Here is a 13690-nt window from a genome sequence, read left to right as displayed (position 1 = left end):
ACCGTCGTCACCCGAAGATCGGCAGGTCCTCTTCCTCGGAGAGCGAGAACCGCTGCACGAGCGGATCGTCCGCGATCCCCGCGAGCTTGCGCAGCGCCTTGTGGATGTGCCCCGGCTTGATCCGGACGCCTCCCTCCTTCGGCTGGAGCGTGACCGGATCGACCTCGAGCGGGTTGTGCCGCTCGTCCGTCGCGCCGATCACCCGGTTCCCCTGAATGCCCGCGCCGGCCAGCATCATGCTGGTGATGTTCCAGTGATCCTTGCCGTTGCCCTCGTTGTACCCCGGGGTCCGGCCGAAATCCGAGCCCACGACGACGACGATCCGGTCGGCGAGGCCCAGCTCCTCCGCGGCGCTCAGGAGGAAGTCGACGCCGTCGCAGATGTTGCCGAGCCGCGGGATGTGGTTGTCGTCGTGGTTGCCGTGCGTGTCGAACCCGCCCACCGTCAGGTTGGCGCTGACGCAGATGCCGGCCTGGTAGGCCGCGAGCGCGACCTGCGCCTGCCGTCGCAGCGAGGCCTGCTCGAACTCCGCGGGCAGGAACTGGATGAGCTGCTTGAGCTCGTTCTGCCCGACGCGCGAGGTGAAGAGCGTGCTCATCGCCTCTTTCACGTGGGGCAGCCGCTGCTGATCGAGCCGCGCCGCGTGCCGCGCCTGCCGGGCCTCCAGGATGCGCGTCATCGTGGCGTCGGTGTGGTAGCCCTCGCGCTTCTCGGCCGACGGATCGATGACGTTCGGGTACGCGAGCCGCTGGAGCAGCCCGGTGTCGGGCACGCGCGTGACGGCCACGACGTTCGCGGTCGTGTCGTAGCCGCCGTTGCTGATGAACCCCATCGGCAGCGCGCCGCCGTGCACGCCGGCCACGAGCGCCGCGAAGCCGGGCTTGCCCTCGCGGAGCGTCCCGCTCCACGTGTTGCGGATGCCCGCGTCGTGGCTGTTCGTCTCGGTGTCGATGCCGTTGATGATCAGCAGCTTGCTGTAATGCTTCTTGAAGAACTCGGCGTTGCCGCCGACCGGCGCATACCGGAGGTCGCCGGCGGTCCCGATCTCTCCATTGAGGTAGCTGCGGTTCATCGCCTCCCGCGTCCCCTGCTCCTCGGCGCTCATCGCGCCCTTCGGATCGCAGAGGCTCGTCGGGTCCCACCCGCCGCTCGCGTGGATATGGACCCAGAGGGGGCCCGAGTAGGGGCCAGCCGCCGCGGCGTCCCTCGACAGCGAGCCCGCTGCGACGACGCCGAGGCCCGCCATCGATGCCAGTTTGAGGAAATCTCGACGTTCCATGGCTGCTCCTACTGGTAAAGAAACCTGAAGTCCGACAGGAGATAGGTCATGACGCTCATCCACGCGCGGACCGTGTAGTTGTCGTCCCGCGTGAGCTTCTCCTCCTCGGGCAGCCCCTCGCGGGTCCAGTAGTCGTTGTGCACCTGGCAGGCGCCCGGCAGCGACCTCGAGAGCCGGCCCTCCTCGCCCTCGGCCTTCGCCATGCCGGCCTTGCCCTCCTCCCACGTCTCCAGGAAGACCTTGTACGTCCGCTCGATCTCGGGGTCGCCGAGCTCGAGCGACTCGCCCAGCACCCGCTTGTGCAGGTGCTGGATGTTCTTCTTGATCGCCTCGACCGCCGGCAGCACGTCGAAGTCGTTCGTGTCCCGCGGCTCGAACGTCGTCTCGACGTGGGGGAAGAGCAGCCGCTCCTCCGGCGGGAGGAACAGATCGCGCGGCACCGAGATGCACGCCATCTCGTTCGCCATCCGGTCGGCGACGTTGGCCATGATCCCGTTCGGCTCCGTGATCCGCTGGATCACCTCCTCCGAGTCGATGCCGCCGTAGAGCAGGCGGTAGGCGTCGCGCCGGAGCAGGAAGTCGAAGCGGCTCCCGTCGTCCTCGAACGCCCTCGGGCGCCACGGGTACCCCGTCACCGCCCAGATCTTCCGGTGGAGCTGCTCGGGCCCGAGGAACCGCGTGCCGCCGAGCTGCGTCAGCGCCTCGCCCCGGGACGACGGCTGCGCGACGTTGCGCGCCCTGAAATAGGGGCTCTTGACGACGGCCTTGACGACCGTCTTCAGGTTGTAGTCGCTGTCGGCGAAGTCGCGCGCCATCGCGTTGAACGCGTGGTACTGGGCGAGGTACGACCTGAACTTCGCGCTGAACTCCGGATCGTCGTTCGTCGGCGCGACGAGCGGCTTTTGCCCGGTGAGGCCGGTGTACATCGTGTAGACCGCCGAGAGCGCGAAGCGGGGGTCGTCGGCGACGCGCTTGGCCACCCACGAGAGCGCGCTCGGGAACTCGCTGTACGGCACCGACTCGGCGCCGAAGCCCGGCGGCCGCATGTCCTGGTACCAGGCGTCGTCCGCCCTGTACCGGCCCGTCGAGTCGAAGCTGTGGAATCCGCCGGACAGCGGGTCGAGCGCGGCGTGGCAGACGGTGCACGCCGCGTTGTTCATCGTCGGGTTGAAGTCGGTGATCTTCGTCTGATCGAGCGGCTGTTCGGCCGTCTTCAGGATGTCGGTGCCGAGGAAGTACTGATAGACCATCCTCGCGCGGTGCCGGTTCCTGTTGGTGCTCGTCGTCGGGTGTCTCGAGAGGAAGACGGGGGAGGTGAGCACGCCCGCGAGCGGGACCGGATCGCGCTTCACCGGGACGAACTCCTCCGGATCCGCGTCGTTCTGGAACTCGGCCGTCACGCCGTACGCCTTGGCCGAGAACGGGTTCACGACCGTGTAGTCGGCGGTGAGGACCTCCTTGAACGACCTGTCGTTCCGCACGATGTACGCGATGAGCTCGAGCGGCTCCCGGCCGATGGCGCGGTTCGTCCAGCTCTTCAGCTTGTTGATGGCGTCCTCCAGGTCCCGCGCGCCGTATTTCTCGACGAGCGCCGGGTCCTGCGGGAGGCTCGCGTACCACTTCGGATCGTACGCGTCGCCCTTGATCAGATCGACCGCCGCCTCGCCGTTCAGGTAGCGATCGGTGAGGAAGAGATCGTTGTAGATCTCCATCAGCCGCACGTAGAACGCGTCCTCCGTGAGGAGCTGGTCGACGATCGGGTCGAGCGCGTCCATGCCGCTCTGGGCCACGGCCTGCTCCTCGGCCTCGGTGGGCAGGCGCCCGGCGAGCTCCAGGCTCGCCATGCGGAGCGTCTCCCCCGGCCCGCTCATCACCACGTCGGCGAAGGACGCGTTGACGTCCGTCTCGCAGGACGACGGGCTCTTCGTGCGGTCCACCATCTCGCGGAGCGCCTCGTACTCGGGGCCGTCGACGTCGATGACGTGGCCGCCGGCGTGATCGATGGTCTTCGTCGGCTTGAGGAGCACGTACGACTCGCCGCTGAGCTCGAGCCCCGCGAGCGACTTGAACGTCGCGAGGTTCTTGTCGAGGAAGCCCGCCTCGCTGCTGCCGGCGAGGATCAGCTTGGAGTCCGCCGCCTGCCCCTGCGGGTTATGGCAGCCGATGCATTTCGCCGAGAGGATGGGGACCCACACCTTCTCGGCGAAGAACTGCTCGTCGGAGATGCACGGGCCGTCGGCCTCGCTGCTGCAACCGGTGGACACGGCGGCGAGCACGCTCGCCCCCGCGGAGAGCCCCAGGATTCCCAGGGCCGTCACGGCGCGCTTCCGGAGTAACCATCCTGTTCTCGGCATAAGCATCCTCGTCGGGAGCGCCTGCGCGCGCCCCCGCGTTGAGGGGACCGGGAGAGCGGAGCCCCGAACCGCGTTGATCGAAACACACACCGACAGACCCGTTGTGGGCTGTCGTTCAACGACGCCCGACGGAGCGAACGCGACAGTCGCCCGATCCGTCTTCTGCGTAGCCACGTAGTCTAACCTCACTAGGGCCTCTCCCGCTACGCGCTCAGTACATTCATTGATCTGAATTTCTCGGCGACATCTCTCGTGGCTTTGAAGTTTTTCGACGAGAGACCGCGTCTCATCGGGAAGCCGCGTACCCGGTGCGTCCAGGTGCGCGCGTGACGCCTCCGATCATGGAGAGGCGGGAGCGTACGGAGATGTGGTCAAGACCGGGGAAATCGAATAACCGTTGGATATGAGCTCGACGAGGGATGCGACCCGCGCTCGCGCGGTCCAGTGGTTCGTTCGCGGAGGGACGCTGCGGGCGGCGGGCCGGGATCCGGTCAAGATCGGCATCGCGCCGGTCGTGGTGGGGCGCGATCCGAGCTGCGGTGTGGTCGTCGACGATCCGGAGGTCAGCTCGACGCATTGCGAGCTGCGCGCCGAGGGGCCCGGCGTGCTCGTCCGCGATCTCGGCAGCAAGAATGGCACGTTCGTCTCGACGGTGCGCATCCGCGAGGCGATCTTGACGACCGCCTGCGCCATCCAGGTCGGCGGGTCGGTGCTCAGCTTCGAGCCGCTCGAGAAGGAGCGCGTCGACGTCGGCTTCGACGAGAGCTTCGGCCCGCTGATCGGGGCCTCGCCGCGGATGCGCCACCTCTTCCGCCTGCTGCGCGAGGTGGCGCCGACGGAGCTCTCGCTGCTCATCACGGGCGAGACCGGCACGGGCAAGGAGCTCACGGCGCAGGCGATCCACGACAGCTCGAGCCGGCGCGGCGGGCCGTTCGTCGTCGTCGACTGCGCGTCGCTGCCCGGCGCGCTCGCCGAGAGCTTCCTGTTCGGGCACGAGCGGGGCGCGTTCCCGGGGGCGAACGAGCGGAAGAACGGCGCCTTCCACGAGGCGAGCCGCGGGACGGTCTTCCTCGACGAGATCGGCGAGCTGCCGCCCGAGCTCCAGCCGAAGCTGCTCAGGGTGCTCTCGGAGCACAAGCTGAAGCGGGTCGGCTCGCGGATCTACGAGCCGGTCGACGTGCGGATCATCGCGGCGACGCGCCGCGATCTCGGCCGCAGCATGAACACCGGCCGCTTCAGGAGCGATCTCTTCTTCCGGATCGCCCAGATGCGCATCGAGCTGCCGCCGCTGCGCGAGCGGCGCGAGGACATACCGCTGCTCGTCGCGAGCGTGTGCGAGCGCATGGGTTGCCCGGAGCGCGCGGTGGAGATGGTCAATCTCATCACCGCGACGCTCGGCCAGCACGATTTCCCGGGCAACATCCGCGAGCTCATCAACGTCACCAGCGTGGCCACGAGCCTGCCGCCCGGCGCCGAGGCGATCGCGGCGATCCTCCCGCTGGAGGGCGGCGGCGACGTCGTCGCGCCGACCTCGGCCTTCGGCGAGGCGAAGCGGAGCGCCGTCGCGGCGTTCGAGCAGCGTTACTTCAGCGAGCTGATCCGCGCGACGGGCGGCAACATCAGCGAGATGGCGCGCCGCGCGGGCATGGAGCGCCACCACGTGCGGATGTTCCTGCGGAAGCACGGGCTGACCGCCAAGCAGTGAGGCGGCGCACCGGCCTGGCGCATCGCCCTCGTGAAACGAAGGAGAGAGAGAATTTGAACCACAGAGGCACAGAGGGCACAGAGGGGGAGAGAGAGAAAGAAATTTTAATCCTTCATTCTCTCTCTTCCTCTGTGCCCTCTGTGCCTCTGTGGTTAAATCCCTCTGTTCTTTTACAGGCCCGCTGACCTTCTACGCGCCGCCCGCTCCGCCAGCGCCACCCGCGCCGCTGCCGCTGCCGCCCGCGCCGCCGGTGCCGCCGGCGCCGCCCGCGCCGCCCGCGCCGCCGCTGCCGGCAGGGTCGCCGCCGGTGCCGCCGGCGCCGCCCTCGCCGCCGCTCGTCGTCGTGGTGGTCGTGGCCGGGTTGCCGCCGCAGCGCTCGACGTTGCGGCAATCAGCGCAGGAACAGCCCTCGAAGTACTCCGCGCACGAGCCGTTGTCGGTGCAGTGATCCGTGCACCGCGGGGTGTCGGTGCAATCGGCGCAGGTGCAATCCTCGTTGAGGCCGCACGCCATGTTGTCGTTGCAGCCGCGCCTCGGGCTGCACTCGGCGACGCTGCCGGCGCAGTCCTGGCAGGTGCAATCCTCGCCGTCGGGGGCGTCGGGCCGCAAGTCGCAGGCGCCGTCGTCCTTGCAATGGCCGAGGCAGCTCGCCGAGTCGGAGCAATCGGGGCAGCCGCAGCTCTCGGGGACCTGCGCGAGGATCGTGCACCGCCCGTCGGGGGTGCCGCCGAAGCAGCCGAATCCGAGCGCGCCGCCGGACCCGGCGACCGTCGCCGCCGTGGTCGTCGTGGTCGCGTCGGGGGTCGGTTCGCTCGAGCAGCCGCCGCTCGCGACGAGACCGAAGGTGACAGAGGAGACGAGGAGGGCAAGAAAGACACGCATGCCCCGAAGCATCCCTCTCCGGAGCGCGTCACGTCAACACCGCGCGTCACCGCGGAGCGCTCAGCGGAATGCCACGCTCCGGTCCGCGGTGCGCGCGCGGACCACGGCGCGCTCGCGCACGAGGAACTCGCGCACGGCGGCGTCGAGGCGCGGATGCGCGAGGTGGTGCGCGCTGTGGGTGACGCTGGGAGCGAAGCCGCGCACGAGCTTGTGCGACCCGCCCGCGCCCGGCTCGAAGCGGCGCAGTCCGCGGGCGATGCAGTCCTCGACCGGGTGGTAGTAGCAGACGTTGAAGTGCAGGAACGGGCGCTCCTCCGAGGCGCCCCAGTAACGGCCGTAGAGCGCCCCCGGCCCCGCGAGGTTGAGCGCGCCCGCGATGGGCCGCTTGCCCTCCCGCGCGAGGACGATCTCGACGCCTCCCCGCGACCCGGCGCGCTCCCCGTCGCTGCGGAGCCGGGCCGCGATCTCCTCGAAGAAGGCGCGGTTCAGGTACTGCCGGCCCCAGGCGAACTTCTCCACCGTGGAGACGTAGAAGCCGAACATCACGTCCACGATCTCCGGCGTGATGTCCGCGCCGCGGAGCGTGTCGATCGAGATCCCCTGCCTCGACGCCTCGCGCATCTCGCGCCGGATCTGGTGCCGCCGCTTCGCGTTGAAGCGCGCGAGGAAGTCGTCGAACGTGCCGTACCCCTCGTTCTCGAACTGGAACTGGATGCCGCAGCGGTGCGCCATCTCCGCCCCGGCGAGGGCGGCGGCCTCTTCCGCGGTCGGGAACAGGACGTGAGCGCCCGAGATGCGGCCGCGCGCGACCAGCGTGCGGAGCGTCTCGGCCAGCACCGGCATGAGCGCCGCCCGGTCCTCCGGCCGCCGCACCAGGAGGCGCGGCGTCGTGGCGGGCGTGAACGGCACCGCCACGACGAGCTTCGGGTAGTACGGCGCGCCGAGCTGGTGCGACGCCGAGGCCCAGCCGTGGTCGAAGACGAACTCGCCCTCGCTGTTGTCCTTGAGGTACGCGGGCGCGGCGGCGAGCAGGACGCCCTCGGCCCGGAACGTGATGTGGTGGGGCAGCCAGCCCGCCGCCTCGCCCACGCACCCCGTCCGCTCGAGCGCGTCGAACCACGCCCACGAGAGGAACGGCGCCTCGCTCGCGCCGTCGAGCGCGTTCCACTCGCCCTCCGGGATCTCGCGGATGGTGCCGTGGACCTGCGCTTCAAGCTCCATGGTCGATCATAGCAGCGCGCGCCGCGCCGCCCGGTCGGCCGGAGAGCTCCTGGATCGACCGCGCGCCCGAGCGCGCCACGAGCTCCGACAGGCCGCGCGCGATCGCGGCGGGGAGGAGCGGCCCCCCGTAGATGAAGCCCGTGTAGAGCTGCACGAGGTCGGCGCCCGCCTGGATCTGGTCCATGGCGTGCTCCGCCGACTCGACGCCCCCGGCGCCGATCACCGTGACGCCGCCCCCGAGGCGCGCGCGGATGCGCCGCACCATCGCGAGCGAGCGCTGCCGGAGGGGCGGCCCGCTGAGCCCGCCGGCGCCCATCGCCTCGACGGCGGCCGGGCTCGTCGCGAGCCCGTCGCGCCGCACCGTGGTGTTCGTCGCGATGACGCCGGCGAGGCCGACCTCCTCGACGACGGCGAGCAGCGCCTCGAGCTCCTCGTCGCCGAGGTCCGGGGCGACCTTGATGAGCAGCGGCAGCGGCCTCCCGCCGGCGCGGTTCTCCCGCGCGATCGCCGAGAGGAGCGCCCGCGCGATCGCCGGGCCCTGCATCGCCCGGAGGTCCTTGGTGTTCGGGGACGACACGTTGATCACGACGAAGTCGGCCGCGCGCCGGACCTCGCGGAAGCTCGCGAGGTAGTCCTCGATCGCGGGCTCGATCGGATCGAGCGGCGCGACCCGCGACTTGCCGATCGAGATGCCCACGGGCACGCCCACGGCCGCCGCGCCGCCGCGGCCCTGGAGCCGCTCGGTGACGCGCGCGGCGCCCTGGTTCGGGAACCCGAGCCGGTTGATGAGCGCCCGGTCGGCCGGCAGCCGGAAGAGGTTCGGCGGCGGGTTCTCGGCCTGGGCCTGCGCCGTGACCGTCCCGAGCTCGACGAAGCCGAAGCCGAGGGCGGCGAGCGCGCGGGCGCGGCGGGCGTCCTTGTCGAAGCCGCCCGCCACGCCGAGCGGGGAGGGGAAGTCGAGCCCCATCGTGCGCACCGCGATGCGCCCGTCGCGGGGCGCGAGGCGGGCGCGCACGAGGGCGCGGAGCGGCGCCGCGTGCTCGATCGGGCCGAGCGCGAGCATGCCGAGCTCGTGCGCCAGGCGGGGTGGAAGCGCGAAGAGGAGCGGTCGGACGAGGCGGTACATCGGGGCGCGTCTCCCTTGCGGCGCGCGGCGCGGAGGAGGCCCGGCGCGCGGCGTCGCGGTGGGCGATACCATGGCGTACCGGCCGCGTGTGCCGCCATCTCGGCGAGGGGAGCGAGGGGGCGCGAGGGCGCGCGCACCGCGAGGCGCGCGCCCGCTCTGCTAGACTCGGCGCCCCCATGACGCCCCCCGAGATTTCCGATCGCGCAGGCGATTCCAGGCCATCGACCGACCTTGGCGAGCGCTTCGCGCGGAGCGCGGACGAGATGTCGACGCTGCGCGAGCGCGGCGTCGCGGCCGCCCGCGACCTCTGCGCCTTCATCGATCGCGCGCCGACGCCGTTCCACGCCGTCCGCGAGGTCGCCTCGCGGCTCGCGGCCGCCGGCTTCTCGGAGCTCGGCGAGCGCGACGCGTGGACGCTCGCGCCGGGCGATCGCCGCTACGTCATCCGGGGCGGCTCGACGATCGTCGCGTTCGTCGCCGGGGCCGAGCACCCGGCGCGGGGCGGCTTCCGCGTCCTCGGCGCCCACACCGACTCGCCGAACCTCCGGGTGAAGCCGAACGCCGAGCTCTCGCGGAGCGGCTACCAGCAGCTCGGCGTCGAGGTCTACGGCGGCGTGCTGTACTCGACCTGGCTCGATCGCGACCTCAGCGTGGCCGGCCGGGTGCACATCCGCAGGGAGGGCCGGGTCGAGCGCCACCTCGTCGACCTGGGCCGCCCGGTCGCGCGCGTGCCGAACCTCGCGATCCACCTGAACCGCGGGGTCAACTCCGAGGGGCTCGTGCTCAACGCGCAGAAGCACCTCGTCCCGGTGATCGGCCTCGGCAAGGAGACGGACCTCCAGGCGCTGCTCGCGTGCGCGGTCGACGCCCCGCGCGACGCCGTCCTCGGCTTCGATCTCTGCCTGTACGACACGCTCAAGGCGTCGCTGGGCGGGCTCTCTGACGAGTTCATTTTTGCATCCAGGCTGGACAACCTCGCGAGCTGCCACGCCGCGACCGCGGCGCTGATCGGCGCGGGCGATCCCGGCGCGGCGACGCGGGTCATCGCGCTCTACGACCACGAGGAGTGCGGCAGCCGGAGCGCCGTGGGGGCGGCGGGCAGCGTGCTCCGCGACGTGCTCGCGCGGATCGTCGACACGTACCCGGCGCGCGAGCCCCAGGCGTTCGCGCGGGCGATGGCGGGCTCGCTGCTCATCTCGGCGGACATGGCCCACGCGGTGCACCCGAACTACGCCGATCAGCACGAGCCGCGTCACGCGCCGCAGATCAACCGCGGGCTCGTGATCAAGTCGAACGTGAACCAGTCCTACGCCACCGACGGCGCGACGTCGGCCGCGCTCGAGGCGCTGTGTCACGACGTCGGCTTCTGCCCGCAGCGCTTCGTCGTGCGCAGCGATCTCCCGTGCGGCAGCACCATCGGCCCGATCACCGCGGCCGCGCTCGGGATCGCGACGGTCGACGTCGGCGCGCCGATGCTGAGCATGCACTCCTGCCGCGAGATGGCCGGCACGCTCGACGTGCACCTTACCATCGAGACCTACCGCCGCGCGCTCGCCTGAGTGTGGCGGTCACCCGCGGCGGATACGAGCCCATCTCGACGTTTTCGGTGCTCGGCGTACAGGAGTACGCCTGCGCGCCGAAAACGCCGATCTGGGCCCGTCTCCTGTGCGGGTGACCGCCGCGATCGTCAGCGATTTCGGGGGAGGAGGGAGGAGCCGAACGGCCGCGATCGTCAGCGATTTTGCGAGAGGAGGGCGAAGCCGATCAGCTTGTAGAGGATCCTCGCGCCGACGTTGCCGTCCCAGTCGTCTTTGTCGTCTCGCGGCGCGACCTCGTTCAGGTCGAAGCCGACGATGCGGCGGCCGCTCTTCTGGATGCGGCCGATGAGCGCGACGGCCTGCTGGAACGTGAGGCCGCCGGGCACGGGCGTCCCGGTGCTCGGGCACAGCGTCGGATCGAGGCCGTCGATATCGAAGGTCACGTAGACGTCGTCGGGGAGATCCTCGACGATCGAGTCGGCGATCAGGTGGAACGGCTCCCCCTCGAAGAGGCGATCGGCGATCGCCGCGTCGACGTGGGCGACGATGCGCCCGTTCGACGCGCGGATGAACCTGAGCTCGTCCTCGCTCATGTCGCGCAGCCCGACCTGCACGATGCGCGAGATCTGCGGGTAGCGGGTCGCGACGTTGTGCATGATCGAAGCGTGGGAGTCGGTGAATCCCTCGTAGGCGTCGCGCAGATCGGCGTGGGCGTCGACGTGGAGGATGCCCATTCCGGGGTAACGCTCGGCGTGCGCGGCGATCGTGCCGTAGGGGGCGGAGTGGTCGCCGCCGACGACCCCGACGAGCTTGCCCCGCTCCATCCATTTCGCGGCGATCTCGCGCACGCGCTCGTTCAGCCGGCGCGACAGCTCGTTCACGGCCGCGAGGCGCGCCTCGAGGTCCCGATCGCCCGCGACCTCCCCGAGCGCCGCGATCACCGGCTCGGCCGCCGCGCACGCCTCGGCGTTCCAGCGGACGATGTCGGGGTCGACGTCGAGCATCGCGATGCCCTGCTCGTACGGCCTGCCCGTGTGCAGGTCGAAGAGGTCGACCTGGCGGCTCGCCCGCAGGATCGCCGCCGGCCCCTTGGCCGCGCCGCGCCGGTAGGACACCGTCGGCTCCCAGGGCACCGGGATGAGGACCACCCGAGCGTCCTCGGGGGTGTGCGGCAGACCGTAAACCCCGTGGCCAGCCGCAGGACCGTTCGGATCGAAGCCGAGAGGCGATGAGCTCACGCGGCCACGTTGGCGGTTCGCGACCAGGTCGTCAAGCGCGAGCCGCGCCCGCCGAAGGCGCGGCCGCGGCGCGCTGGAGAGCGGTGGAGAGCGGCGGAGCGCGGCGGTGCGCCCCGCCGCGCCCCCCGCAGAGCACCCGCGCTGCGGCGACCGCTCTCCACCGCGCCGCGACGGCGGGAGGTGCGTAGAGGCGATCGCACCGAGTGCGCGCGACATCATTGTGAAACACCGGCGTGAGACGCGCCCGTGTGCAGCGCCCGTCGGAATGCAACTTGGAGCTTCCCGCAGTGGAGAAATGCGGTACGAAGGGCGTCGAGATGATGACGGGCCTCCGCGCCCGTCCGGATCGGCCAGAGCGCCCGCGCGCCGCCGGCCGGCCCGGCGCGCGGCCCTCTCACCCTTGAAGAACAGCCATGCTCCGGTACCGCGCCGATATCAAGACGCTCCTCTTCGTGGCGACTTACTTCGCCCTCGTGGCGGTGCAGTGGGCCTTTGCGCCGCGGGCGCTCTGGCTCGCGATTCCGCTCCTCGTCATGACCTGCGCGTTCTCGTTCCTCGGCGCGGTCGCCACCCACAACGCGATCCATTGCCCCGTGTTCCGGAAGCGATGGATGAACCGCGCCTTCCAGGTCGCGCTGACGCTCACCTATGGTCACCCGGTCAGCGCCTACGTGCCGGGCCATAACCTCAGCCACCACAAGTACACGCAGTCGCGCCGCGACGTGATGCGCACGACGAAGGTGCGCTACCGCTGGAACCTGCTGAACGGGCTCCTCTTCATGAGCCGCGTGGTGCGGGACATCCTGCCCGCCGACCTGCGCTACTTCAAGGCGATGTACCGGCGGAACCCGCCCTGGTTCCGGCAGATGCTCCTCGAGTCGGCGGTGTTCCTCGGCGCGATGGGGGCCCTGTTCGCGCTCGACTGGAAGAAGTTCATCGTCTACGTGCTGATCCCGCACCAGTACGCCGCGTGGGGGATCGTGACCATGAACTACCTCCAGCACGACGGCTGCGACGAGCACAGCGAGTACAACCACTCGCGCAACTTCGTCGGCCGGCTGGTCAACTGGTGGACGTACAACAACGGCTTCCACTCCATCCACCACATGGAGCCCGGCCTGCACTGGAGCCTCTTGCCCGCGGCGCACGCGAGGCGCGTGGCGCCCTTCATCCACCCGAACCTGGACCAGCCCTCGCTCCTCGCCTACCTGTTCCGCAGCTTCGTCTGGCCCGGGAAGCGCCTGCGCTACGACGGCGCCCCGGTCGTGCTGCCGCGGGAGGAGCCTGACGAGGAGTGGATCCCCGGTCCGAAGGAGACGCCGAGCGACGTCTCGCTGGGCGCGATCGCGCCCAGCTGACGCGCCGCCGCTCCGGGCGCACGTGCGGGCGGCCAGGCACGCGCGGCGCTCGGCCGGCGCGCGATCCCCGGACCACCCCTGCAAAGGCACCTTGCGGCCACGACCGGGAGCCCCGGGTCGTGGGCAGCGCAAGCATGCAGAAGGCTGGCCCGGCGCCTCGGCACCGGGCCTCTCGCCTTTCCCCGGGTCAGCGCGGCGGGTTCTCCCGCGGCTGATCCCCCCGCGACTCGCCGCCCCGGCGGCCGATCTCCGCCATGTGCTGGCGATCGCCGCTCACGGCCTCGCCGCCCTTGCGGCCGATCTCCGCCATGTGGGCCCGGTCCTGGCTGACGCGCTCGCCGCCCCGCCTGCCGATCTCGGCCATGTGCTTGCGGTTCTGGCTGACGACCTCACCGCCCTTCTTGCCGGCGGCGCGGGCCTCGTCACGCGTGAACTCATGGGCCGTGCCCTTCTCGTGGGCTGCCTTCCCACCCTTGCTGGCGATCTTGCGCTGACGCTCCTCGTCCATGGCGGCGAAGCCACGCTGCTGCCGCTCGTTGGCTGCCTTCTGCGTCGCTGACGACGGCGGGGGCTCGCTCGGCGAGGCCCCGCTCTCCTCCTGGTCCTCCTCACTCCTGGAAATCATCCCACGATCATCCATGCTCGCCATCATCCTCTCCTTACGGTTGGCTCGCTCGATTCAGGTCTCCGACCGGGGCCTGCGAGTCCGGAGAGACGGCGACGGCCGCCCCCCCGGGCCGGTCAGGGACGGCGACGCCTCCCCCGACCGTATCGGTCAGGGATTCAGCGTTCGCCATCCCCTCCCGGCGCTGGTCGGGGCCGGCGTTCACCGACCCCTTCCAAGCTGCGGAAAGGCCGACAGGCCCTTTCCGCGGGGGCCTGTTGTGCCGGGCGGAACAACGTCAAGCGGGCTGAAGGTTGGGACGCGACGAATTAGGGGGAGGCTCGCCAGGGAGGTTTGGTGGAAACCGAGGCGAGCCTGGAATACC

Annotated in this window: 10 protein-coding genes; 3 read left to right on the top strand and 7 right to left on the bottom strand. The window is 70.8% G+C overall.

Going from position 1 to position 13690, the window contains the following annotated elements:
• Positions 1-7 precede the first annotated feature (7 nt).
• Together WME76_RS19555 and WME76_RS19550 are read right to left on the bottom strand one after the other, a co-directional pair.
• Positions 8-1279 (bottom strand): DUF1501 domain-containing protein, encoded by a 1272-nt coding sequence (locus WME76_RS19555; protein ID WP_437961598.1) that lies wholly within the window; start codon positions 1277-1279, stop codon positions 8-10.
• Positions 1280-1287: 8 nt separating this feature from the next.
• A complete protein-coding gene (locus WME76_RS19550; protein WP_437961597.1) occupies positions 1288-3597 on the bottom strand; it encodes a DUF1588 domain-containing protein in 2310 nt (769 codons plus the stop codon).
• A gap of 439 nt (positions 3598-4036) precedes the next feature.
• On the opposite strand from WME76_RS19550, the gene WME76_RS19545 reads away from it, so the two are divergent.
• Positions 4037-5338 (top strand): sigma 54-interacting transcriptional regulator, encoded by a 1302-nt coding sequence (locus WME76_RS19545; protein WP_437961596.1) that lies wholly within the window; start codon positions 4037-4039, stop codon positions 5336-5338.
• 189 nt (positions 5339-5527) lie between these two features.
• Here the strand turns inward: WME76_RS19545 and WME76_RS19540 are convergent, their stop codons facing one another.
• Genes WME76_RS19540 through WME76_RS19530 form a run of 3 tightly spaced genes read right to left on the bottom strand, consistent with a single transcriptional unit; the run spans position 5528 to position 8567 of the window.
• Positions 5528-6220 (bottom strand): hypothetical protein, encoded by a 693-nt coding sequence (locus WME76_RS19540; RefSeq protein WP_437961595.1) that lies wholly within the window; start codon positions 6218-6220, stop codon positions 5528-5530.
• A 60-nt stretch (positions 6221-6280) separates the two neighbouring features.
• Complete coding sequence (locus WME76_RS19535; RefSeq protein ID WP_437961594.1) at positions 6281-7441, bottom strand: GNAT family N-acetyltransferase; 1161 nt, start codon at positions 7439-7441, stop codon at positions 6281-6283.
• Positions 7431-8567: a quinone-dependent dihydroorotate dehydrogenase gene (locus WME76_RS19530; protein ID WP_437961593.1), complete on the bottom strand. Its 1137-nt coding sequence runs from the start codon at positions 8565-8567 to the stop codon at positions 7431-7433. The genes WME76_RS19535 and WME76_RS19530 overlap by 11 nt, the downstream gene beginning before the upstream one ends.
• 263 nt (positions 8568-8830) lie before the next feature.
• On the opposite strand from WME76_RS19530, the gene WME76_RS19525 reads away from it, so the two are divergent.
• A complete protein-coding gene (locus WME76_RS19525) occupies positions 8831-10126 on the top strand; it encodes a M18 family aminopeptidase (protein WP_437962130.1) in 1296 nt (431 codons plus the stop codon).
• 173 nt (positions 10127-10299) lie between these two features.
• On the opposite strand, the gene WME76_RS19520 is transcribed toward WME76_RS19525, so the two are convergent.
• Positions 10300-11343, bottom strand: a complete 1044-nt coding sequence (locus WME76_RS19520) for an agmatinase family protein (protein WP_437961592.1) — start codon at positions 11341-11343, stop codon at positions 10300-10302.
• Positions 11344-11756: 413 nt separating this feature from the next.
• Between WME76_RS19520 and WME76_RS19515 the strand changes: the two genes are divergently transcribed.
• The gene (locus tag WME76_RS19515; protein WP_437961591.1) at positions 11757-12701 is read left to right on the top strand and encodes a fatty acid desaturase family protein; all 945 of its coding nucleotides are present in this window, start codon (positions 11757-11759) and stop codon (positions 12699-12701) included.
• 187 nt (positions 12702-12888) lie between these two features.
• Here the strand turns inward: WME76_RS19515 and WME76_RS19510 are convergent, their stop codons facing one another.
• Positions 12889-13326, bottom strand: a complete 438-nt coding sequence (locus WME76_RS19510; protein WP_437961590.1) for a KGG domain-containing protein — start codon at positions 13324-13326, stop codon at positions 12889-12891.
• Positions 13327-13690 lie beyond the last annotated feature (364 nt).

The organism is Sorangium sp. So ce119 (genome assembly GCF_051524405.1).
In the GTDB taxonomy this organism is placed as follows: Bacteria; Myxococcota_A; Polyangia; order Polyangiales; family Polyangiaceae; genus Sorangium; species Sorangium cellulosum_G.
The sequence above is the reverse complement of the archived record's forward strand: the minus strand, read 5'-3'. Positions and strand labels throughout refer to the sequence as shown.

Coding starts and splice junctions, on each gene's coding strand:
- WME76_RS19510 (WP_437961590.1), bottom strand. CDS start 13,326: ATGATTTCCAGGAGTGAGGAGGACCAGGAGGAGAGCGGGGCCTCGCCG.
- WME76_RS19525 (WP_437962130.1), top strand. CDS start 8,831: ATGTCGACGCTGCGCGAGCGCGGCGTCGCGGCCGCCCGCGACCTCTGC.
- WME76_RS19545 (WP_437961596.1), top strand. CDS start 4,037: ATGAGCTCGACGAGGGATGCGACCCGCGCTCGCGCGGTCCAGTGGTTC.
- WME76_RS19540 (WP_437961595.1), bottom strand. CDS start 6,220: ATGCGTGTCTTTCTTGCCCTCCTCGTCTCCTCTGTCACCTTCGGTCTC.
- WME76_RS19535 (WP_437961594.1), bottom strand. CDS start 7,441: ATGGAGCTTGAAGCGCAGGTCCACGGCACCATCCGCGAGATCCCGGAG.
- WME76_RS19555 (WP_437961598.1), bottom strand. CDS start 1,279: ATGGAACGTCGAGATTTCCTCAAACTGGCATCGATGGCGGGCCTCGGC.
- WME76_RS19515 (WP_437961591.1), top strand. CDS start 11,757: ATGCTCCGGTACCGCGCCGATATCAAGACGCTCCTCTTCGTGGCGACT.
- WME76_RS19530 (WP_437961593.1), bottom strand. CDS start 8,567: ATGTACCGCCTCGTCCGACCGCTCCTCTTCGCGCTTCCACCCCGCCTG.